The organism is Geobacter sp. DSM 9736 (assembly GCF_900187405.1).
Classification (GTDB): domain Bacteria; phylum Desulfobacterota; class Desulfuromonadia; order Geobacterales; family Geobacteraceae; genus DSM-9736.
In genome coordinates this window covers 877,572-900,556 of record NZ_LT896716.1, presented here as the reverse complement: position 1 = coordinate 900,556, position 22,985 = coordinate 877,572, and the positions used below count along the sequence as shown (strand labels likewise).

The window sequence follows — 22,985 nt, the reverse complement described above, 5'->3', positions numbered from 1 at the left end:
GTTTACCCAGCCTTACTGCTCCCCCAACTGTATCATCTGATCGGTAATCTCGGTGAAGGCCACATCATGGCTGATGAGGAAGAGCTGGTCGTACCAGTGATCGGTCACCTCCTCCTTCCCATGATCTATGGCACGGAAAGCTTGGGCGAGGTTCTCGCGCCGTGATACGTCGAGATTGGAGGTAGGCTCATCGAAAAAAGCTACCCGGGCGCCGATGGTTTGCAACAGGGCCAAGCGTAGTGCAACCACGGCGCTCATGGTCTGCCCACCGGAAAGCTGGTCATCTGAGCGCTCACGCACTTCGCCGTTAACCATGTCACGAAGGATGATCCTGTAGTCGTCACCCCAGATCAGTTCCTCGTCTGCTTCTGAAATTGTTCGGTAGATGCGGTCGGCACGGAGGGTGATCTCTTCCCGGAATCGCTCGGAAAGCTGAGCCGAAACGTTCTTGAAGACCTTGTTGCGGAGGAACTTGACCAGCTCTTCCTTTTTTCGGAGATCCCGCGCCTCTTCTTGCTTCTTGCGAATCTCCTCCTGAACCTTCTCCAGTTCAGCAATTCCTGCCGCCAGACGTTGCCGGTACTGGTTAAGGTTTTTCAGGCTCTCCTTCAGAGTCGCTTCGGATGCCTGCAGCGTCTCCTTCTTCTGTTGCTGTTCGGCATGGCTCTCGGGTGAGTAATCCTTCTCTACTTCTTGCAAACTACTCTCTTTTGCAGCCTGATCCCGCTCCAGATCTGCAAGACGCTTCTTGTACTTCTCCAGCGTTTCCTGCCGCTTCGGCAGGTCTTTCGCTATCGGCTCGGCCTGAAGGTAACGTTCGTGGTCGGGCTGTGAAAGACGACGTTCCTCCTCGGCTTCGCGAATACCGGTCTCAACGTCTTGATACGCAGCCAGCAATTCCACTTTCTGCTGTTTCTCGCGTTCCGTCTTCTCGGCCGTCTCGCGTTGGAGTTTAGCGGCATTCTTTCTTTGCTCGTTACGCTTACCCGCTTCAGAGAACTCCTGTAAGCGACGCTCAAGCTCATGGATTCTGGCATCAGCCTTCGCCCTGTCTGTCCTGACAGCTGCAAGTGGCGTCTCCGCAGTGGTCATCATGTTGCCGATGATAGTCGTTACCGCAGACGCCACATCATGACAGCAGGTTTCCCATCCTTCGAGGGTGACAAGCTGTGCGGATGGTTCTCCCGAGAAGACGCCGGCCTTAAGCGTTTCACCCGTCTTCCGACAATCGTCAAGTTGGTGCTCTTCAACCCAGACACTAAAGGTTGCGGCGATGCCGGCAGGGTCTAGTTGTCGGAGGTATTCTTCCCGCTCTTTATCTTTCGCGTTCCGCTCCTTTTCCAGACTGGCAATCTCGGCACGAAGCAACCGGAATTTTTCCATCTCTTTTCCTGCAGCCTCTGCTACAGCAATCTTGATTTCCATTGCGGAAATGGCTGCCTCGATAGTCGCGATCTCACTTTTGATCTGCAGTCTTCGCTCCGGAAAGACCTCCAGAGACTGTTTGCCATCCATGTTCCGACATTGTTCACCGAAGAACGGACAACTGCCTTCAAGCAGTTTCTCTTCCCCCTCTGTCAAGCCGGCCACTCTCCCCAAGAACCGGGCTTTCTCTGCGAGCAGGATCTCACGTTCTTTGCGAAGAGGCTCCAGTGTCGCGGCGGCAGCCTTCCATTCCGGCTCGGCCAGGAGTTGGCTTTCCTTTTCATGAATACCACTATCGAGTTCCACCAGTCTCCCGAGAGTTACCCGGAGGTATGGCATGTGGGTATCGATCTTCACCAGCGGAAGATTCCGGAACTGCTCTTCGATTCTCTTCACCTGATCGACTGCGGACTGACAGCGCGTTTCTTCCTCAATCAGTTTGGTCAGGTTCTGCCGCAGATCGTTCTCTTCGGCTAAGGCCGTTTTTCGATCCTCCTGGAGCTTCTCCTCCTGGAGAGCGGCTTCGCTTTCTTCGTGGTCGGCGGACTGACGTGCCGAAGTTGCCTGAAGGTTTAGATCATTGATTTCCTTATCCAGTGCCTGTTTCGTCTTCTCACGCTCACGGAGCTCCTGAAGCCTCTTTTCGACGGACTCGTAGCGTTCTTTGCCGGGCCGGGCCTGTTCAGCGGTTCGGGCAGCCGTCTCAGCCTGTTCGACCAACGCCTTTTGAGAGGTTATGTGCTCGCTCCCAGAAACGATACTTTGTTTCACCTGGACAATTTCGCTGCGAAGTCGCTCGACTCCATTTTTCTTTTCCTCAAGGGTTTGAAGCAGTTCGACTACGACGACGAGATCCGCGGTAACCCCTTTCAGCTCGCTTCCCTTCTTTTCCTCATCCAGCACCAGGGTTTTGAGTTCTTCCTGTCGCTGCGGGAGACAGGCGATACGATCCTCTTTGCCGGCAATATCTGTCTCCAGGTTTGTGAGCTTCGCCTTGATAATGTTTCCCAGCTCCTTCCGTAAGCTTCCCCAATAATGAGACATGAAAAAAGTAGAGCTTTCTGGCATTCTAAAGCGCCAGGAGGTTCGAATGAAGAAAGCCCGTTTCACTGAAACCCAGATCATCACGATTCTCAAGGAAGCTGAGTCCGGAATGCTGGTAAAGGACGTCTGCCGCAAGCACGGGATCAGCGACACCACCTACTACAACTGGAAATCGAAGTACGGCGGCATGGATGCCTCCGATCTCAAGCGCATGAAGGAGATGGAAGCGGAAATGAGCCGTCTCAAGCGGATGTACGCCGATCTTGCGCTTGAGAACCGTGCGCTGAAAGACCTGATCGAAAAAAAGCTCTGAGGCCGTCCGAGAAAAGAGAAGCCGTCTTTTATCTCATCGCTCAGCACAGGCTCTCGATCCAGCGCAGTTGCCGCTGTGTCGGCCTTGCTCGTGCGGCCTACTACCGACCCACAGTCTGTGCCTCAGAAGCCGACCAGGAAGTGATTTCGGCGCTCAACACCCTGATTGATCGCCACCCCAGGTGGGGGTTCTGGAAATGTTTCCGGGCATTGCGCCGTATGGGTCACCTCTGGAACCACAAGCGTGTCTACCGGATCTACTGCAACCTTCGGCTGAACCAGAAGCGTCGGGCGAAGAGAAGGCTGCCAAAAAGGGTGAAACAGCCTCTACTGGTGCCACAGCAGCCGAACCAAGTATGGTCGGCAGATTTTATGAGCGATACGCTGTATGCCGGTAACCGCTTCAGAACGTTCAACGTCATTGATGACTTCAACCGGGAGTGTCTTGCCGTCGAGATCGACACTTCAATTACCGGCAAACGCCTGATACGCGTGTTCGAGCGGCTGCGCGTTGAGCGCGGCTTACCAGAAGTGCTGCGAACCGACAACGGCCCTGAATTCTTATCTGGCGAGTTCGTTGCGTGGGCCGACTCAGCAGGAATAATTATCCAGTACATTCAGCCGGGCGAACCGAACCAGAACGCTTACATCGAACGCTTCAACCGCACCTACCGCGAGGAGGTCCTATCGCTATATCTCTTCCGCAACCTCAAGGAGGTCCGGGAGATCACGTACTGGTGGATGAACGATTACAACGAGCTGCGTCCTCACGACTCGCTCGGTGACATGACGCCAGCCGAATACATGGAAAACTACACCGGAAACTCTACTTTCCAACTGTCTACTTGACAGGGAAGCTTACGCTTCGTGCCGTCAAAAGTCTTGCGCCAGGAGTCGATCCCGAGGATCTCGTCAAAATCTTCCTTTCGCTTCGTGGTCTGTTTCTTGACAAATGGCCCGAGGAATTCGCTCTGGAAAGGCCCGATCACCAGCTTGAACTGCTCGGCCAGGGATCTTCCCTTGGAGAGCCCGAGAAGCTCCCGAATCCGTTCTTCAGTCTCCTCGCCCCCGGCATGGTCCTCGACCTCGAAAATGCCGCCCATGTCCTTTGCCAGCCGCCATGTCGCCGGTGTCCCCACAGTCCGTGTTACGCGGTAACTGTCGCCATCACTGGCGGCGAAGGTGACGGATATTTCTCCCCGTTTGGCGCCAATTGTGAGAAAGCGATCAACATTGGAAACGAAATCCCGCGCATCGACACCAAAGAGGGCATACCCGATGGCCTCGAAAACGGTGCTCTTCCCAACACCGTTCGGCCCGGAGAGAACATTGATACCACGAGAGAATACGAGTTCAGTGTCACGATGGGACTTGATATTCTTAAGATGGATCGAAAGTATCTGCATCATTTCAAGAGAGCAAAGAGCTCTTCTCCCTCAGTGTCGCCTTTCAGCACCTGGTCGCGGATGGCAGTTGCCAGCGATACGAGTTCATCCTCTTTCCCTTTCCACGCACTGTTGGCACCGATCAGTTCATGCAATACATCACGCTCAATCTCTTCCAGGTTCCGTCGTTCAGTTTCTTCCAGCCCTCGTCCTGTCACCAGGGACAGGTGGTTCTTGATCTCGACGTGTAGTGGATCGGCCAGCTCTTCGACAAGAGACCGAAGCCGTTCGCGCCCCAGCTCGAAAGGATGGAACCGGACGCGGCCGGTGACTTTCATCTCGAGCAGTGGCCGCTCACCCACCCCGTTCAGCTTTTCTGCCAGTTGATCCCTCAAATGGTTCAAGGCCTGATCAACACTTTCTGCTCCGTCCAGACTCATTGAGATAGACTTCATCGGACGAGGGTCAGTCTGCCGGAATTCCGTTGCATAGTTACCGTCATCAACAGTGACAAGCCAGTACCCTTTGTCGTACCCTTCTTCGCCGAAATTCACCCGTTCCGGTGAGCCAGGGTTGAAAGCGTAGGGACGACCTTCCGGAGTCTCGATGACATATGGTTTGTGGCCATGGCCCAGGGCCACGTAGTCAAAGACATCGGCGAGCGGCAGAGCCTCTGTCGGCTGCATGTTACCAATCTCAACGGGCGAGTATGTCCAAATCCCGACATGGAAAAGGAGAATGTTGTTTTTCGACTCCACCGCTTCACAGATGCGCGGCACATGCACGCCTGCTTGGGCACCGATGTAGCCGAGTCCATAGATGTTCAGTCCTTTGATCTCGATATGTCCGCCCATCCCGGTTTCGGGATCGAACGGATCGAAACGGTAGCCACCGTTCTCAGTTCGAGTAGGACGGAGGAGATGGATATAGCCCATCTGTGACAGCGCCTCCATCCATGAAATGCTGTCACGACGGTGAATCCAGTCGTGGTTTCCTTCCACGGCGATGCATGGGATACCGCCATCCTTCAGAGGTTGGAGAGATTCGATTGTACGAGCAAAGGTGCGGGGGAGAATCTGGCCGGTGTGGAATAGATCGCCAGCGATGAGGACAAAATCTACTTTCTCGGCAATGGCATCAGACACAATACTGCCGAGCATACGAAAAAAGTCTTCGTAGCGTGCGGCTTCACCGACTGAGGTGCGGTAGGTTTTGCCAAGGTGAATGTCGGCAGTGTGGATGAAGCGCAAATCTATCAACGGCTTACCCTGCTTTCGAGTAGGGGTATCCGGCACTTCGGATAAACTGATGGAAAAATGTGCCTTTTGAACCAGCAGTCATTAAACTCTCAAAAATTTCTTGTGGTACCTGGAAGTACTGATAAATACCTCCGTTAAGAAACTCAATTTCCAACGTAGATGTTTCAATCTCGTAGCCCACACTCGCCAAATTTGATGATTGAACAGGTTCTCTAATCATTGTCACTTCCTCCTTGATCTAATTTCGGCATCTTTTGCCGTCGCCAGCCATTAATTGTTAGTTTATAATGCGGCATAGCATCCCGTGCTTTTGCCCAGCACTCCGAAACATCAGGATCGTCGCTCTTAGGACGTGGTTCAATAAGCGGCAAACGAACTCGACTAGGGATTTTGACAGATTCACCAAGAACAAGTGCCTCTCCGGTCCTTAGTGCCGGCAGCAAATCAACAAGTCCACCAAGTGAATCAGGGACAATAGATTTGATTCTGCCTTGATCATCACTATTGGATAGGCGCAAAGCAATAAATGTCCCACATTGTGAAAGAGCAGTTTCATCCAATTCTGATGGTCTTTGACTTACTACAATTGCACCAATCCCGTATTTTCTTCCCTCTTTAAATATCCTTCTGACAGCTCTACTTGCATAACCAGCAACGAACTGCGCAGTGCCACCTTTAGGCAAATAGGCGTGAGCTTCTTCGTAAAACATCAATAATGGCCGGTCTCGACCTACTCCCGGCAAGTCTCTTCCCCAGAACATATTTTCGTACAGGATGCGCGTCAGCAACCCAACAACTAGATCCATTATTTCGAATGGCACCCCACCAAGATCAAGAACAGTAATCGCATGCTCATGATCAACCCATTCCTTTACCAAGACATCAAGATCATGGGTATATCCATCAAAGTCACCTGGCGAGAGTAAAAAGTCAAATCTTCTATCCTTTAAGCGACCTAAAATCTTATTGAGATAACTCCCCATCCCCAAGCTCATTGTTGGCTTAAAAGGCGCACTGCTACCAGCCCCAGGAGCTTGAAAAGATGCTGAGGTTAACGTTTCAGGATCACCTTCTTGTATAAGAGCCTCTTGAGTTCTTGCCATATCAAGATAAGTAACTTTATCCTTGCGATCAAAGTGATACCATAGCTTTTTGATAGAAAACGGCACTGGTGAATCCACTGTAATTTCATCAGCGTCAACTTGGCCTGTTATTGCACAGAATGCTTTTTTCATATCGAAAACAACATCACGTAGGGCTGAATCTTGGACAGATTCACTAGCTGATTTTCTATCAATTAAAAACCATCCAAGTTCATCAAATGACATAGCCCAATAAGGTATAAACAGTGGGTTAGTCTCATTTCCTATTGAATACACCTTAGATTTACCCTCTAAGGCAGATGCATATTCACCATGCGGATCAATTACAACAATACGTGCACTTGGATAGGAACTTGAAGTTAATGCCCTTAGTAGTGCAGCAACTGTGTTTGATTTTCCACTGCCAGTTGAGCCTACTATTGCTGCGTGCCTTGTAACAATTTTATTTAAATCTACAAATGCAGGCAGGCTCTCTGAAGCTGCTAGAGTGCCAATTTCAATCATAGAAGGGCCTGTATTCCCGTATATTATTGACAAATCATCTTCTGCAACAATATGAACTTCATCATCAAGTGTAGGGAATACACTGACCCCTCGCTGAAACCCTTCATGTCCGTAGGACTCGCCGACAAGCTGTACTTCTATCCACCGCTGACCTATAGGCACTGGCACATCATTTTCTTCAGGGTGGGATAATTCCGAAGCACCTACCATTGAGACAACACCAAAGAGATTTAAAAAACCCAGAGGAATTCTAACAAATGAGCCAATCTGACCTATTCGATAAACTCTTCCGTGTATTATAGGATTGGCAGAAGGAATATTTTGAGAAATTTCAACAAAAACCTTTGCCCCGACTACTCTTCGCACTACACCAAGAAAAGTGACATCAGTTTGCATTGGATTGTCCTTGTGATTCTGCTTCTGATAGTAATTGAACAGAAGGTTCAAACCCGTGCTTAACTCTAAATCCTATGAACAATTCCAAGTAATCAGCAAAAGAAGAGAAATTCCCGAGAGTGAAATATGTATTCTCACTATCCCAGAATGGCCACAGCTCTGTGTCTTTCTTTTTTCTGGATGGTTCGCCCCATGGCGCAACAATCCCCCCTATACATGCTTTATCAGGCCCCAGTACAGATAAGTTTTTGTATAATTTACCGAAACCACAAAGAGTTTCCGACAATTTCAGTTTCGTTTCACCTTCTACTTCGACAGGATCACCAAACATTAATGCTATTATTGAAAGCCTAGGGTTAGACCTTAGGCCTTGGAATAATATTTCATTGAGGTGTTCATCGAAAAAACTATATCCAGATACGACCAGCAAGGCTTCTCCCGTTGATACAAATCTTCTGAGCCGGTCCTGATATGTAAGAAATGGCAATTTTCTAGACTCGGTATATTTGTCTCTCGAAGGGAAAATCATCAACTCATCACCAGGATTTGGCTCACAAGAAGAAAGTCGGCTAATCCGTTTCTTTTTATCTAGTGGATTAGTTGTCATTATCCAATTAATTGAGCCGTGTATCTTCCAGATTCTCGTCCAAGATTTTGGTGGGTATGCATAACACTCAGATTTTAAATCGTCTGCCTCCACCGACTCAGGTGAGAAGAAAGGATTAACTGATCCGATAAATCCATCAAAAAATGGGACACTAGCCTGCTCCATAGCCTCTTCAAAAAGTAAATCGTAGTTAGTAGTAAATATCTCGACTGGCCAATACCTACTGGTATGTAATGAATGAATCCATTGAGAAAGTTTATATTGTGGTTGAATTTTTGAGTAATCAATACTTCGCACTTTTTTCGATATAAGCTGACAAACAGAAATATCTAAATTTATAGCTGCTGTTGCACCAACTAAACCGTCATATGCTTTTGTTTCAGAATTATTCATTAGTTCTCTGATTGCTCTAATCCTATCAAGAACCAATTCTACAGTTGCGTTGTTACCTAGTTCTTCTTTAATTGAGTTGAACAGAGTTTTATAAGGTTCATCTAGTTCATTTGATATTTGTTGTGTTAAAGCAGTAATACCAGGAACACCAATTGACATAGATGTTCCTGCTCCAAAAAAGAAAGCAAATTTCCTTTTTTCGGAAGCTAATTGCTCTCGAATCTCAAGTGCAACACGAAGAGGATCATGAGCTATCATAAGTTATCTCCTTAAATTACCGCTTCCGAATTGCACATTCTATCTGCTGCTCGACATTTCGGCCTTGCTCATCCTGCTGAACAGCAAACAGGAATACGCATTTCCCGTTGCTGGAACTTTCCCATTGATGTCCAACCTGGGATTTCTCCCGTGAATCGTCATTGGTCTTGTAGGGCTCCCCCTTGTATTCGACAACCAGAACACGCCCGTCAGTCAGTTCACAGACAAAATCGGGATAGAAGTAATCCGTGGAGGTCGGTAGCCAGAAGGAGAATCGGTCTTCCTTCTCCACGTTGCGCACCCAATGCTTGACAGCCGGATGCATGTCCAGCGCCCGGGCACACACAAACTCTTCTGCCGGAGTACCATCGGCCCGCTTTTCACGAAGATCATGGATTACCGGGTAATAGTGCTTTTTGAAGCGGTAGCGTCCGGAATAGTACGGCGGCCGGGCTGGGTAATGGGTAGGGTGAAAGCTGAATGCATAGCTGAAACTGTCTTCCAATTGGGGAGCTGCCAGGAATCCTGGCAAGGACTTCTGAAAGCCCGAAGCAACAGCATTATCTCTGCGGCGGTCAATCTCGCGGCGGATCGCTTCAGCAAGCGGATACTTGGCGCGAACCAGGGCCGTCAGGCTGAATCCACGATCGGCTTGCAAGTGACGAACAACTGCCAATAACCACTTGAGCAACTCCGCCTGGCCAACATCCTTCTGGCGGCATTCCCGATCAAGCCAACGGATAAGATCATTTTCAGTGGCATGGGTGGCAATTTCATTCAGATGCAATTGTTCTGCGCTTGCCAGCTCGTAAACAACCTTGCCACCATCGAGATCGATTTCGAATGCGGTGCCACGCTCCCTGATCGTAAATCCGGCCAGGGCAATGGGCGAACTGAAAAGATCGAACTCTCCCAGTTCGGAGAGAATACGCTTTTCGACCGGCTGCAGTTCTCCATCCCAATCAAGGCAGAGTTGCGGCAGTGGCGCAAAACGAACGCCTCTTGCCGACGGAGCCAGTAGTGCTGCCTGACGGGTCCGTTCACGCTCGATGGAATCCTTAATAGTCTGCTGATGCTTGGCATTGCAAGCAGTCAGCAGGAACTCTTCAACCTGCTCGGTAAGCTCTCCGCGAACGATTGCCGTGGCCCCGCCGGTAGTTGGCCGAATCTCAATTGTCTGTTTCAGGTCTTCAGGAACGGACTGAGTCGGTGCTGCCGGAAGTGTAATAACAGCTTCGGCAGGCTTGGGGCGAGCCTGTTCGCCACCCTGCGGCAGCGGCAATGCTGTTTGAGCGGGAGCAATAGCCTGGGCAGCTTCATAGGGCTCGAATCCCATGTTGTTCACCAGACGGTCGGCCAACTGATCGGCAACCCGCGCCGTAACGCTTGAAACCATGTGGGCATAGGCTTTTGACAGTTCAATCTGCCGGCGAGGCCGGGCATACGGCATCCTCAATACCCGCCCCAGAATCTGTTCAACGTCTTTCGAACTCTTCATATCCTGCAGACCGCAGAGCACGTAGGCAAAAGGGCAATCCCACCCTTCTTTCAACGCCTCCACCGTGATGACATAGCGGATCGGGCAGAGAGGATCGGCAAGCACAATACCATCCAGTTCCTTCTGGTCTCCGGTCGCAACTGCAATCTGCTTTCTCTCCAGTTTCTCCCCATCCGGACTGACAAGATGCTCCAAAAGCTTCTCAACGTTGACTTCGCCATTCTTCGGTTCAGCCTGAAACAGCAACACCGGTCGGATGTAATCCGACTCCTTTGCAGCAAGGATTTCCAGACGGTCTCTGGTGAGGATTGCGTCTCGAACCGCATCCTTCCAGCCGGTCGGGTGCTCCATCAAGACAATCGGCAGCTTGATCATGTCCTCACGCTGCAAGGCTCCGGCGCCGACGTGGTACAGGACATTGCTATTGTCCGCAGGAGTTGCCGTTAGCTCGATCACACAAGCAGGATGCAGGCTTTTCAAGGTGCGGAACGCCTGATCGGTCCGGTTATTGTGAGCTTCATCGACAACCACTATTGGTTTGTGCAGGGTCAGCCAGTTGGCAAGGGATGATTTGACCCGCCCCAGATCGGACGCGGTCAGGTACGGTTGCGCGGCAAGATCAGCTTCAGTCACCTTGTCCAACCGTTCTTCCTGTTGCGGGGTGAGCCCCTGGAAATGACGGGCAAAGTTTTCATCAAATGAATAGACGTTGCGCTGGGTTTTCTCCTTCACGTTGAACGACTGGATTGTCGCCACGACGACGATAGCCGATTGGCCCACATCCTGCGGCCCGACGGTTACCAGATCATCCAGAGCGCAGACCCGAATCCGCTCGCCGAAATATTCCGCCAGCGCCATGCGGCAGGGATGGCGCGGGACTGACAGGGCCGCCAAGGTCTGGGAACGAATGGCGTCGGATGGAACCAGCCATAATGCAACCGGGGCATCGGTGTCGAGCAGGGTCTTGCCGGTATGCGCCACCGCATGGGCAGCCAGAAAGGTTTTACCGCCGCCGGTCGGTATCCGCACACAGACTGCCGGTACATCACCAAGCGCCTCGGAATTGTACGGCACCTGCCAGGATTGCCCCTGCTTCTCTTGCAACGGAGCGCATTTTTGCCACGCAGCATTCAGCCCGCCTATGCGCAGTTGCCGGAAAAAGTTGTCGAGGGCTGCCAGCGATTGTTCCTGATAATCTTTCAGTTTGAACATACTCACCGGACCTTTATGTCATAGGGAATTTGTTTGAAAACAATGTTGGCTTCTCGCAGCCGGGCCTCTCCCAGGCGGGTAGTCTCGCCATAGATCACCCGGGGGCCATCATGGGGAAAGGTCTCGTTAAGGTATGCCAGCACAGTAGAGGTCAGCACATTGCCTCCCTGCGGGCGGCGGTCACCGAGAATGCCGTTGTACAGCAGGTAATAGGCAGTATTGTTATGGACACCGAGAAAAGGTGTGGTGAACTCCTGCCTGGCGGCGTCTCCTGTTTCAAAATGCCAGAGATAAGCTGCCAAAGGCCCAAAACGGACATTCGGATGAATGCCGCCATCGGCATCAAAAACCGGTTCTCCCAACGTGTGGAAGCCGAAGCCACCGCCCCCTTGCCAATCGATGGCCTTGGAGATTCCTCCCTGCTCGCCGGCAATCACTTTTTCCAGCCGGGGCATACAGTGGGATACCGCATGTTCCCCCATTTCGACACCAATCCAGCGTCGCCCCATTTTATGGGCAACCGCTGCCGTAGTGCCGGAACCGAGGAATGAATCGAGGACGAGGTCGCCGGGGTTCGGTGCAATATGGAGAATTCTTTGAAGAAGTCTTTCTGGCTTAGGAGTACCGAAACTAACGTCAGCTCCAAAAAGAAGATTACATTCTTTTTTTGACTCGTCAGTGTGCCCGACATCATCATGAGGCCACCACGTCCAAGGAACCAAACCTTCAACTTCCGATAAATATCTTATGACGCTAGGTTGAGCGTTACCGTCTTTACCCCAATAAATTCGGCCTGCGTCTTTAAGTTTCAAGAATTCAGATTCAATGGTCGACCAACAACGCCCTTCAGGAGGAACGTGGGTTTTCCCGTTGGGGGCAGTAATTGTGTACATTTGATTTGGCCGATATCCTTGCGCTGTCATTGGGAGACCACGCCACCTTTTTGTTGGATCAGTCTCTTTAGGGTTATCAGGATTGCGATAAATCTTAGCTTGTGCCTCATCTAACGGGACTCGATTCCGAGCTGACTTGAACCTATCTGGTGATTTTGCATAGACCATTATATATTCGTGGACATCACCGATAGATTCTCTGTTTTCGCGAGAATATCGCTTTTGCCAGACATTCGAAGCGATGAAAGCCCCACGCCCAAAAATCTCATCCATCATAACCTTCAGATAATGGGCTTCGCGGTCATCAATAGAAACCCAGATGCTTCCGTCTTCTGCCAGAAGATCCCGGAGTAGCACAAGCCGGGGATACATCATAGACAGCCACTGTGAATGTTCCAGCTTGTCGTCGTAGTGGGTGAAAGCCGACTGGGTGTTGTATGGGGGGTCGATGTAGATACACTTTACCTGCGAGCGGTAAAACGGCAGCAGAGCTTTCAGCGCCTTGAGGTTGTCGCCTTGAATCAGCAAATTGTCAGCAGCTGCATCTCCAAAGGCGGCCTGAAATTGCAGTAAATGATAGGGAGTTTCGACCGACGTACCCACGGCCTGGGTTTTGTTAACCCAATCGAGAAAAGGCATGTATTATCCTCATATTTTCAAGAACTGACTGGTAGCAATAAATTCACGCAAACCATTTTTATTTACTGATGTGTATGGCTACCAGTAAACTCGATGGTTGAAGCCTCAGCTCGCAGAAAAAACGTCACACCGACAATTAGTGAGCCGCCATAGGTGTCAGAAAGTCAGCAATTGTCTTCAACACTGCCGTTTCCCTGCGAGGGTCTTTCTCAACGGTATGCAGATTAGTACGGGGTCCCCTTGAACTCGACGGGGATACTCTCCTCGTGCACCACCAAATCGGCAGCTGCGTTGGCACTCTCGTCTTTCGCCGGTTCATCCTTGGCCAGTTGCTGATAGGCGTCGGCAATAACTTTGGCCATCAATTCCCGCCGCTGCTTAAGGAAGTCCCAGTACTCCATGGTCTCCCATCTATCAGGCAGGGCGTGCCAGTAACGCATCTTCTCCATCTCGTGGACAGAAAAGCGCTGGCTCAATTCCGGCACGTATTCGACGGGCGGCTTATCCGAGATCTTGGCGTTATCGCCCCACTCAACCATGGTGAAATTTGCAACCTGGTTCGTGTCGCGGCTGTCGGTTATCCCATGATGCTTTAGATACGCCTTGGGGAACAAATGGTGCCGCTCTAGAGAAGAGCGGTTGGCATTGGTGTAGGGATCTAGCAGTTCAGAGACCTTATGCTGGGAAAAGAGCACCTTGGCATCGAGCAGGTTTTGCGCGGCGAAATAGGCATAGAGCGAGGGGCTGCGTGCCACCGAGGTGGCCAGTTCGTTGGGTAGGGTGATGGCCCAGAAATCACCAGTTAGTAGGGAATCACAACTACGGCGCAATGTAGCGACAAACTCGTCCGCCGTCTTAACTGTGCGCAAACTGCCCAGATCGGTCTCCATCCGCGATTCGGATGAATTGGTGTAGCGACCGGTCAGGTTCACCATATAGTACCACTGGGCAATCACCCGTCGCAGCTTGTACTCATCCACGCCGTATTCGAGCCGGCCTAGCAGATAGAAGACATAGGTGTAGAGCAGGTTGGTGCCGGAACTGATCATCGCACTACTGCGATAGCCAGCCTGCATAAGTACCTTCAGAAAATCCTGCCAGTTCTGCAGGTTGAGCACCCGGGCCTGTGCTTGCTTGAGGATTTCAAACTGGGCATCTCGACGCTCTGGGCTGAACTGCTCTGTGGTCAGGTCTTTGCCCCGCAGTATGGAATAGACATACTGCAGCCGGGCACGGCGGAACGCCAATCCGACCGCGACACGCAACAGTTGATCCGGTTTGGGAGTGATAAAGTGGTTGAAGGGTGATGGGGCGCCAATTGTGGGTAATTTGGCCGCACGGCAGAACGACTCAAGTTCCATGCGCCCTTCGTCCCAGAAGACAGACATGAGGGTCAGGATAAAATCTGCCTGGTTGAGCTTGACCCCTTCGCTGTTAATCCGGACAAAAATATCGGCTACCTGCTCTTCGCCAACGGTGGGGGCAATCTCCAGGGCAGTAAAGGGATACTTCTGCAGGTCGAAGAGACGATCCAGGTTATGGCTGATCATCTCTTCCTCTTCGTCATTCAGCTCGCCCCGTTTCTCCCGCAATCCCTTAAGAAAATCTTTGACCAGAGTGTAGCTAGATTTGCCAGAAGACCAGATGTCGGAGATGTTGGCTATAAATTCAGGGTCCTTCCTAATAGCGGCGTCGGCCACCTCGAATTTGCCGTCCCTAGGCCGGAAAGCAATTTCGATCCTGGCTTCTGCGTAATCCTCGTTCAGCACTTTTCTGCCGCGAAAGACAGCATAGAGGGAGGTCAGCCGTTGCTGGCCATCGACTATCAGCAGATTGGGCACCTTATGAGGCTTCTCGCTGACACCAATCGCCTTGGCCCCACCAACATTAGCATTCGCCCAGAAAAGCAGATAACCGACCGGGAAGCCCCGGTACATGGAGTCAAACAGATCACGGACCTTGGTGGCGGACCAAACAAATGGCCGCTGAATATCAGGCAGACCGATATCGCCGATATCGATATAATGCAACAGCCCAGCAAGATCATAATCCACCCGCTTAAAGCAGGTACGAAGGTCACTCATTGTTTTCTCCCACGATATTAGAACGTCGAGCACGCCCCGAACCTGACGACTTCTGTAAAAGCGAAAAGCGGGAATCCCGATGAGGCGATATCAAGACTAGATTGGGGCACCAAGCAGGTGCGTGGTTCATCTACCACCCGGTCATTTCCAGTGTTCTTTATACATGCGCGAAAGACACCTCTTCGATAAGTTGGACTCGAGGAGAGATCTTAATAAGAAAAGCCGCCCGTCAATACTTGCTGACAAAGGCGGCTTAAGGTCCCAGCGATATAGTGGGGGATGCAGCCATCTCCCTATCCTCCATAAATACATGAAATTACGCCGGTTTAATACACTATTTCGCCTCCAAAGTCAATGAAATCCGCCAAGCACGGAAAAACGCAACGATTTTCTCCAATGTCCTGGCAGTCACATGGTTAATAACCCGGGGCACGGCAAGAAAATCACATTTTTCAGCATAGTATGTCCAGTGTGAATGGACTTACTATGCAAAAAAATGAGGTGCAGAAGGAGAGACTTGAACGGGTGGGGGGAAATTTAGCCGCCCATCTCTGAGCGGCTGGTTCTTTATTGAAAGGGGCCGATTATTTTTTGGGCTTTGGTGCTGCCTTCGGAGCTGCTTTTGTTTTTGCCGGTTTTGCCGGTGCAGCTTTCTTCACCTTCGGCGCTGCCGCCGTCTTCGCCGGTTTTGCAGCCGCGGCTTCTTTGACGGGAGCTTTCTGGACCTTCAGTTTGGCCGCTCTTACTTCCCGCGCCTTTGCCAGATTGGCAGCCAATCCCCGCTCCTGTGCCGTCTTCCGCCTCGATTCCGTGAGGCTCTTGGCCGACAGGGACTGATCCCTGGGAATCCCGAACTGCTTCCGGTATTCCCCGGGCTTCATGTTATGGGCCTTCTTCAGGTGGCGGGTCAGGGTCTTCATCTTACCCTTGCCGCACACCATGCAGATCACCTCATTGGCCTTGAAGGCCTGCTTCACCGTAAGAGCAGGCTTAGCCTCCTCGGGAGCAGCCACATCTTTGCCTGTCTCGAGCGTCTGAAGTGCCGCATGGACTTTCTGGATCTCCTGGAGGAGTTCTTCGGTAGACATCGGGGTGGTTGCAGCATGTGACGAGACAATGGATGATGCTAATTCGAGCAGCGTTGACATTTGTGACCCTCCCGGATGGTGCATTATTATTATTTAATTCCCGGCTTTTACCAGATATCCGCGCCTAAACCAACAAAAACCTTACTATCAGGTTATTACATCAAAATCTCAATCACCACGATTCGTCAATTCAGCAGCATGGACATAGCCGTCGATGAAAGCTTTTACCTCCCGTGGCGATCCGGAATAAATGTCGAGGTAACGCGGTTGTCCCTCCTTTGGCTTTCGGATAAGGCGAATCAGGATGTATTCGTTACCGCAGCGCTCCACCTTCAGGCCTGAATTCCAACATTTGAGCTGATCGCCATTGACCCTGCGACACAACTCCACCAGTGTTCGCTCTGTAACCTTCACCGGCATCCTCCAACCATCCGATCCAGCTTTTCAGTGTTAACGATCGTGGAATGTTCCCTGGAAACCGCTTCCAGAACGGCAGCAATAACTGCTTCAGCCTTCTCCCCCTGGAAATACATCTCTACCACCGCCTTCACCTCCTGCGAAATAAGATCGAAGTTGGAAATGCGTCTGCGATAAGGACGGTCCTCCAGAAACGCGGCTATTTTATCGGCAGAGCCGATGAGACGAACCCGGTCATCCAACGCCTCGGGTGGCAAGCCTATTGGATATCCGGAACCGTCAGGAAGCCTGTGATGGTGGAGAATAATGTCGCCGAGAGACTGGAAGATCGTCCCCTGAACATATTCATGTCCCCAAACGGGGTGTTTCTCCATTACTTCCCATTCCCTCTCCGTCAACGAATGCCGCTTGTCCAGTATCCGGTCCTGGATGAAGAGCTTGCCGACATCGTGAAGCATTCCCGCCAGGTACGCCTGTGTAGCGGACAAGCCGAAGTCTTTTTTTGTGCCCACTACAATTTCCCATGCTATCTCGGCCGTCAGCACCGAATGCCGATACAGATCGAGATTTCGTGCATAAAGGCACTTCTGAACGAGAACCAGCGAGTTGTGTTCCAACGCGATATTCAGCGCGTTTTCTGCGATCATATGCATATAGAGCTACCTCCAAAAAAGAGCTATCAGGGAATACATCTTCTTCATTTCCTCCGTGAGATGCCGGAGGCTCAAGAACCCGCGCATCCATATGAAACCCATCAATGGCGCCGTTATGGACAGAACAAGAATGGTCTCAGTCGTTGTTCCTGTGCTATACAGCTTCGCCCCCCGCGGCGGACCGCCTGGCGATCTGAAAGGGATTCCGGTAATACTGAGGTAGTCTTCCCCCAGGTGCAGAAGCGCCCCGATGCAGATATAGAAACAAAGGTAAAGCCAGATCTTGGGGGAAAGCCAGCATGCTCCGTAAGAAACAACAACGAACCCAATCCATGGTGGCGGCCAGTGCGTGAAAGTCCGGTGCCGGACAATGCCCATTTCCAGGAGATCAGGAACGAGTGAACCAAGGATTGCCATTAACGTTGGCAGGCAGCTTCCCGTTACTGCGTATACCACAGCTCCGGTAGTGAGTTTATGGCTCTTCCACCGCATTATTTACTTGATCCTCCGGTACAGCTGGACGTCGTACCATGCTGAATAGTGTTGCCAAAATGGCGTCAATATGATAAAGAAAAACCTGGAGGTGTCACATGGCACATGCAAAAACCGAGGACCGGATCTGCGCAAGAGTCCCCCACGACGTCTATGAGCTGCTCTCAGAAGCTGCCAGCTCAATCGGGGCTACAATCAACCAGTTCCTCGTACAATCTGCCGTTGAGAAGGCGCACCATATTGTCGAAAGGGAACGCGTTATAACCCTGTCCGCCAAAGCCGCCAAGACCGTTTTAGACCTCATCGAGAATCCGCCGGAACCGAACGAACGGCTGAAAAAGGCAATGCAACACAGAGAGGAAATCCTGTGCCGGAAATAGTACCTCTCTCTAACGACCATGATCGGTCCAGTTTCGATTGCGGCGTTCCTGAACTGAATGCATTCCTTAAAACCACGGCTCGGCAGCACATCCAAAAGGGGATTTCTCGCACTTTTGTCCTCATTGATCAGGACACCCCCTCAACAATTATGGGCTTCTTCACCATCACTCTCTGTGAAGTCACGGCAGATAAACTCCCGGCTCGTTTTGTCCGAAAATATCCGAAACATCCTCTCCCCGCCCTTCGGCTCGCTCGGCTTGCCGTTTCACAGCAGTATAAAGGGAAGGGTTACGGTGGGCTCTTGCTTGCCGAGGCTGTTCATCGTACAGTGCTGGTCGCCGAGCAGACGGGTCTCATCGGTCTGTTTGTCGATGCCAAAGATCAGAATGCATCTGATTTCTACAAGAAATTCGGCTTTGTCCCCATTCCCGACAGTCAACTCCAACTTTTCCTTCCGTTTGCTACCATGTTGAAAGCAGTCCCTGGAAATTGACTCACTCTGTTTCAGCAGGACAGAGGACCCAACCATTTGAAATAAAGAAGTTTCACCTGTTGTTCCCGCCGGTTTTTCATTGACAAAAATCCTGAAGATGCCCCAAAGTAAATCCATCATTATTGAAAGGGCGGGTGACGCCATGACCAGAAAAATTTATGCCTTCATCACATCTGCTTTTTGGACCGTTCTCCCCTGCTTTCTTGCAGGAGGTGTGGTTGGGCTCTTCTTCATCAAGTCTTTCTGGTACTGGGCAATCGGTATTGCCTCACTCGCTTTCATATGGTGTCTACTGGACAGAGTCCACCTGCGGCTGTACCGCGGGTGCCTTGATCGATCAGGAATGTGGCACATGTTGAAATACGGGTATGCGAAGCCTGTGCTAAGGCCGGCAATGTCGGCCGCAGAGTATGAATGGTATATGAATTGGGTTGTATTCGGTGTTCCCCTGCGCATTTTCCGTGATCGCCGTAGAAAAAAAGATCCCTCAACCTTCCACCATTGGTGAAAATTATGGCGGCTTTGAGTATTCCCAAGCTCCTTTGAGTTTCAAAATATCGTCCCGTTGAAGAACGATACTCCCTTTATAATCAGCAATTATGCTAAACGGATCAGAACTGTAGAAGTACAGAAATGTATCCTCCGCTTTTTCTAAATGGCTCAGAACTGCAATTGGCAATTTCAAAGAGATCTCACCTATGGAAATCTCTGCTCCGTATTCCTTGAGAGCAAATACGATGTCGCCTTCGTCAATTTGCACCGGCACTTCCTCCCCTTCAGCGACAAGGGCGATTACTCCATCTGACACAAAAATCATTTTTTCGATCAATTTGATTACCTCTTAGGCCCCCGAGATGGAGCAGGCACACCACTTTTTGGGAGGGGCGAGTTTTTGCTCTGATGCTGCAGAATCTTTCCGGTCTTTTGGAGCCCTCGCTGAACTCGCGCTTCAGCCTCTCGTGCTACCGCCGTTGCCTCTCGGCTTTGCTGCATCACCGTCTCTTCTTGCCGTGTTACAGCTGCCTTATATGGACCAATCACCTTTGTAACATCTCCAACCATCCCAGCAGTTTCGTGCAATCCATCCCTGCCGATCGCAATCATTGTGGCAGCTGTGCCGGCATCAATACTTCGCCCTTCGGTGAAATCTTTGGTAGCAGCACTACCAGCAAGATTTTGATCTGACGTGACTCTTGTTCCAGTTACCTGCCTTGACGAGAAGTCAGCCTTTACTCCCCCATCAGCACGAACGCTCGCTATCACACCGCCACCACCGCGTGAACTCACAACTGCAGCGCCATGCTGCGAAAACTGCACAAATTCCTGTTCTGTAATGTCCGTTGTTTTCCCTGCAACCAGGTTTCCTCTCGCATCCATCTTTCCTTCAACCTTCGCAAAATGAAGATCTCCATCCCTGTCCTTGCTGTACATCAGCACCGAACTATCAAGACCGCTCGAGAAAGATCCTCCGACGAGTTCCATCTTGCCTGTTTTCTCATTCCGGCCGTAATACCAGTCGCCGTTGACCTTCATTTCCTTTCCGCCGACCGAAACATTGTATGCACCGGTTTTCCGAGAAAGATTCAGGTCCGTATGCTCATATCCCGTCTTGATAAAACTCCCTACTGTCTCACGGAGTCCCCTATCAACGGTCCGAACATCCCTATCAACGCTCTCGGCATCCCGCCCGACCCGGAATGTCGCCATATCTCTCCGGTTGACCTCCCCTCCCCTGTTAATTGAGAAGGATTCGATGTTGCCGGCACGATCCCGGGTAATGTCATAGGCGAAGCCTTTCCCAGCCTTCATCATACGATCCACCTCGGACACTGCATTCTTCCCGAAACCTGCCTTCCGAAGATCCTGCTTCAGGGTCTCGGCAGCGGCCTTGTCGCCCGAGGCTACCACTCCCTGGCTGTTCGAGTTCACGACATTACCATCCATCCCGACGTTCATGGTGTGCCTGCCGTCCGAGGTGGTGAAATTGATGTTCTGCCCCTCCATCGCTTTCTGCATCTGCGCAAAGCCCTTGTCGGTCAGCTTCTCTCCCTGGTACATTTCCGGGTCGCTCTTCAGCTGAGGCGCTATTCGATCAACCATCTGGTCCGCAGCACCCCTCACCAGGTCATACCGTGCGCCTTTGCCAGTTACATCATGTGAAGCCATTGTCTGGAAGTGTTCATAGCCACCGGACATGTAGACACCGTGAACCTTCCCTGCACTTTCGGCAGCGACAACATTTCCCATTTCGGCGCCGGCATTGATCGCTCCACCAAGCTTAGCCGACATCTCAGCTGATTCAGACAGATGCCTTGCATTCTGGAACTGTGCTTTCATCTGTAGCGCCTGGCCTGACGTGAGCCCGTATTTCGAGGCCACCTGGTTTACCGCTGCGGCATTCGTGTAATCCCCAAGCCCCTGCATCTCGGAGCGGAATGCATTGAACTGTCGCCAGTTCCCCTGGAACCCCAGCGCCTGGGCTCCTTCGTAGGCTTTCACTTCACCATCAAGTTGGCCGACGTTCCTGTCGAGGTTCTTCTCCAGGAAGCCTTTGTAATTTTCGGCAGTCCCAAAGACCTTTCCCAAAGCGGCATCATTCGCCACTTTCATCTGTGCATGGGAATCCAGATTGCCGCCATAATTCTTGTCAATCACGTCACGTAGTGCCCCAGACTGTGCCAACCCGGCTTTTCCGTCGAAGATGCTGAGGCCGTAAGAGTTGTCCAGCCCCGCCTGCCGCATGGCAGCCCCCTTGCCGCCAAAGCCGACAGTTTTCCCGATTCCGCCATCGGCCATCATCCGTGACGCCCCGCCAAGCCCGAAACTGTCTACGAGATCACTAGAAGCCGTGGTTTTGGATGTCATGTCGAGGTAGGACTGGTTCCCCCTGGCCCAGAAACTGTGCTCGTTGCCCCAAGCCTGAGTCGGCACAGCGGAGGAATTTCTTTGAATCGATGAAGCCCTGCCGGCAGGGTCCTCCACCTCATGGGCTGCCCGGCTGCCTGCGGACTGGATCTGCTTCGAGAGGGAACCGGCCATCATCGCCATGGCGTGCCCGCCGAATTTGACGAGCATGCCGGTCAGAGCTGTCGCGAGCATCATGCCGCTCATCCGAAGTGTCCCGAACATCCCGAGGATCTTGGTTGTCTGATCCGGGAAAAAGTAAAAGGCATCCATCCCCAAATTGTTCTGGCGCACCAACTGGTATGTCCGGTTCGCATAATCGATGGCAAACTGATGGATGATTGCATCGGTGACGCCCCATGCGGCGAGCCAGACAAAGAATCCGAAGATGGCACCGACAGCCTTGCCGATAATCGGAGTCGGGATAAAGAGGGCCAGGAACGGCACCAGCCCGACCGCTATGGCTGTGAGAATCGCCCGCAAAACGGGCAGCCATTCGTTTGCCGCCTTCATGGAGCCTGAAGCATTGAGAAGAAACTGGTAGTTCGTAGCACCAGCGGAATTCCCGCTGCGGAAGATGTCATCAAGGCGCTGGGAGATGTAAGCCTGCTTCACGAAATCATCAACGGATGCCGCGCCCAGGCCGACGCCCGTGTTGACGTTGTTCAGGACAGTTTTGCATTGGGTCAAGGATGCAGCGTTACTGGGGTCGTAACCGAGAGCTGAGCAGACAGCGGTGATGTTGTTCTTCAGGTTGTCCGGCGTAAGCTGTCCGCTTATGTTGGCCCAGGCATCGGTACAGGTCAGGGACTGGCCGTTCGATGTGGTCGAGTCGTAGTAGACCGTATAGACTGAGGGATTTTGAGCCTGTGCAAGGAGGGGCGCAAAGTCGGTTGAGGTCTTACGCAGGGCATCCACGGTAAGGGTCGTACCGGGGCGCATGATCTCGTAGCTGACACAGTCCTTGATGTAGTTCCGCATCGAGGTATCGATGTTGCTGTTGACCGCCGACAGTGGGAGGCTCGAAATCTGGTAGAGACCAAGAAACCCCTTGCCTCCTGCCTGGTTCTCGTAACTCAACGGATCGCCCGAGGTCGTGACGATATCAACCAAGCCTCTTTCCACGGCATTAAGTACTCCGGCAATCGCCACCACACCATTCGGTATGCCTCCTATGGTCTGGTTCTTGTTGTACACCGGGTCGTAGATATGGAGGTTTCCCTTCGGGACGGCAAGAGACAGGTACACACCTATCCCAACCAGAGAGGGAACAATCCACGACATTGGGGAGCCGTTTCCACCCCCGAGGATTCTGGCGGCAATGGTGACGCAACCGAAGAATATTCCCGCAGCGATGGAGAACGCATAAAACGACATGTACCCGTTGTCCCCGAATACCAGGGCCAGTTTGTTGAAGGCATTGACTACCGCATCGAACCCGCCATAGACGTAGTAGTCGAAATCGACGGCCAGAGCGGCAGAGGGAACAATGACGATCAGGAGGATCGTTGCTGAGATAATGGTTCTTCGTTTCATGCGGGAAAC

At 51.6% G+C, this 22,985-nt stretch carries 16 protein-coding genes and 1 pseudogene; 3 read left to right on the top strand and 14 right to left on the bottom strand.

Annotated features, from left to right (window positions below; genetic code table 11):
* Positions 1 to 12 precede the first annotated feature (12 nt).
* Positions 13 to 2,469, bottom strand: a complete 2,457-nt coding sequence (locus CFB04_RS04235) for an AAA family ATPase (protein ID WP_157698712.1) — start codon at positions 2,467 to 2,469, stop codon at positions 13 to 15.
* A 46-nt stretch (positions 2,470 to 2,515) separates the two neighbouring features.
* Here CFB04_RS04235 and CFB04_RS04230 point away from each other — a divergent pair.
* Positions 2,516 to 3,630, top strand: a protein-coding gene (locus tag CFB04_RS04230) for an IS3 family transposase (RefSeq protein WP_088534117.1) whose coding sequence is annotated in 2 segments (ribosomal slippage) — positions 2,516 to 2,777 and positions 2,777 to 3,630 — 1,116 coding nt in all. Because the reading frame shifts where the segments join, the coding sequence is not laid out codon by codon here.
* A 14-nt stretch (positions 3,631 to 3,644) separates the two neighbouring features.
* Here CFB04_RS04230 and CFB04_RS04225 read toward each other — a convergent pair.
* The 11 genes and pseudogenes from CFB04_RS04225 to CFB04_RS04175 all read right to left on the bottom strand — a co-directional run.
* Positions 3,645 to 4,187: pseudogene (locus CFB04_RS04225) on the bottom strand (AAA family ATPase); the annotation flags it as partial.
* Entirely contained in the window at positions 4,187 to 5,422 is a 1,236-nt protein-coding gene (locus CFB04_RS04220) for an exonuclease SbcCD subunit D (RefSeq protein WP_172825542.1), read from the bottom strand. The gene CFB04_RS04220 and the pseudogene CFB04_RS04225, both read right to left, overlap by 1 nt.
* Positions 5,423 to 5,429: 7 nt before the next feature.
* On the bottom strand, positions 5,430 to 5,645 hold the full coding sequence (locus CFB04_RS04215) for a KTSC domain-containing protein (protein WP_088534114.1): 216 nt from the start codon (positions 5,643 to 5,645) through the stop codon (positions 5,430 to 5,432).
* Positions 5,638 to 7,428, bottom strand: a complete 1,791-nt coding sequence (locus CFB04_RS04210; protein ID WP_088534113.1) for an ATP-binding protein — start codon at positions 7,426 to 7,428, stop codon at positions 5,638 to 5,640. Before CFB04_RS04210 ends, CFB04_RS04215 begins: the two co-directional genes overlap by 8 nt.
* Positions 7,418 to 8,686, bottom strand: a complete 1,269-nt coding sequence (locus CFB04_RS04205) for an SIR2 family protein (RefSeq protein ID WP_088534112.1) — start codon at positions 8,684 to 8,686, stop codon at positions 7,418 to 7,420. The genes CFB04_RS04210 and CFB04_RS04205 overlap by 11 nt, the downstream gene beginning before the upstream one ends.
* 16 nt (positions 8,687 to 8,702) lie before the next feature.
* Complete coding sequence (locus CFB04_RS04200; protein ID WP_088534111.1) at positions 8,703 to 11,396, bottom strand: DEAD/DEAH box helicase; 2,694 nt, start codon at positions 11,394 to 11,396, stop codon at positions 8,703 to 8,705.
* Positions 11,397 to 11,398: 2 nt separating this feature from the next.
* Entirely contained in the window at positions 11,399 to 12,928 is a 1,530-nt protein-coding gene (locus CFB04_RS04195) for a site-specific DNA-methyltransferase (protein WP_088534110.1), read from the bottom strand.
* Between the two features lie 224 nt (positions 12,929 to 13,152).
* A complete protein-coding gene (locus CFB04_RS04190; RefSeq protein WP_088534109.1) occupies positions 13,153 to 15,012 on the bottom strand; it encodes a DUF262 domain-containing protein in 1,860 nt (619 codons plus the stop codon).
* 584 nt (positions 15,013 to 15,596) lie between these two features.
* The gene (locus CFB04_RS04185; RefSeq protein ID WP_088534108.1) at positions 15,597 to 16,160 is read right to left on the bottom strand and encodes a MucR family transcriptional regulator; all 564 of its coding nucleotides are present in this window, start codon (positions 16,158 to 16,160) and stop codon (positions 15,597 to 15,599) included.
* Between the two features lie 108 nt (positions 16,161 to 16,268).
* Positions 16,269 to 16,514, bottom strand: coding sequence for a hypothetical protein (locus CFB04_RS04180; RefSeq protein WP_157698711.1), 246 nt, complete (start codon positions 16,512 to 16,514; stop codon positions 16,269 to 16,271).
* The gene (locus tag CFB04_RS04175; RefSeq protein ID WP_088534106.1) at positions 16,511 to 17,170 is read right to left on the bottom strand and encodes an HD-GYP domain-containing protein; all 660 of its coding nucleotides are present in this window, start codon (positions 17,168 to 17,170) and stop codon (positions 16,511 to 16,513) included. The genes CFB04_RS04180 and CFB04_RS04175 overlap by 4 nt, the downstream gene beginning before the upstream one ends.
* 590 nt (positions 17,171 to 17,760) lie before the next feature.
* Here CFB04_RS04175 and CFB04_RS04165 point away from each other — a divergent pair.
* Both CFB04_RS04165 and CFB04_RS04160 read left to right on the top strand, forming a co-directional pair.
* On the top strand, positions 17,761 to 18,042 hold the full coding sequence (locus tag CFB04_RS04165; RefSeq protein WP_088534104.1) for a DUF1778 domain-containing protein: 282 nt from the start codon (positions 17,761 to 17,763) through the stop codon (positions 18,040 to 18,042).
* A 149-nt stretch (positions 18,043 to 18,191) separates the two neighbouring features.
* Positions 18,192 to 18,536, top strand: coding sequence for a GNAT family N-acetyltransferase (locus tag CFB04_RS04160; protein ID WP_231934366.1), 345 nt, complete (start codon positions 18,192 to 18,194; stop codon positions 18,534 to 18,536).
* 511 nt (positions 18,537 to 19,047) lie between these two features.
* Here the strand turns inward: CFB04_RS04160 and CFB04_RS04150 are convergent.
* Positions 19,048 to 19,365: a hypothetical protein gene (locus CFB04_RS04150; protein WP_088534101.1), complete on the bottom strand. Its 318-nt coding sequence runs from the start codon at positions 19,363 to 19,365 to the stop codon at positions 19,048 to 19,050.
* Positions 19,366 to 19,370: 5 nt separating this feature from the next.
* The gene (locus CFB04_RS04145; RefSeq protein WP_088534100.1) at positions 19,371 to 22,976 is read right to left on the bottom strand and encodes a conjugal transfer protein TraG N-terminal domain-containing protein; all 3,606 of its coding nucleotides are present in this window, start codon (positions 22,974 to 22,976) and stop codon (positions 19,371 to 19,373) included.
* Between the last annotated feature and the right edge of the window lie 9 nt (positions 22,977 to 22,985).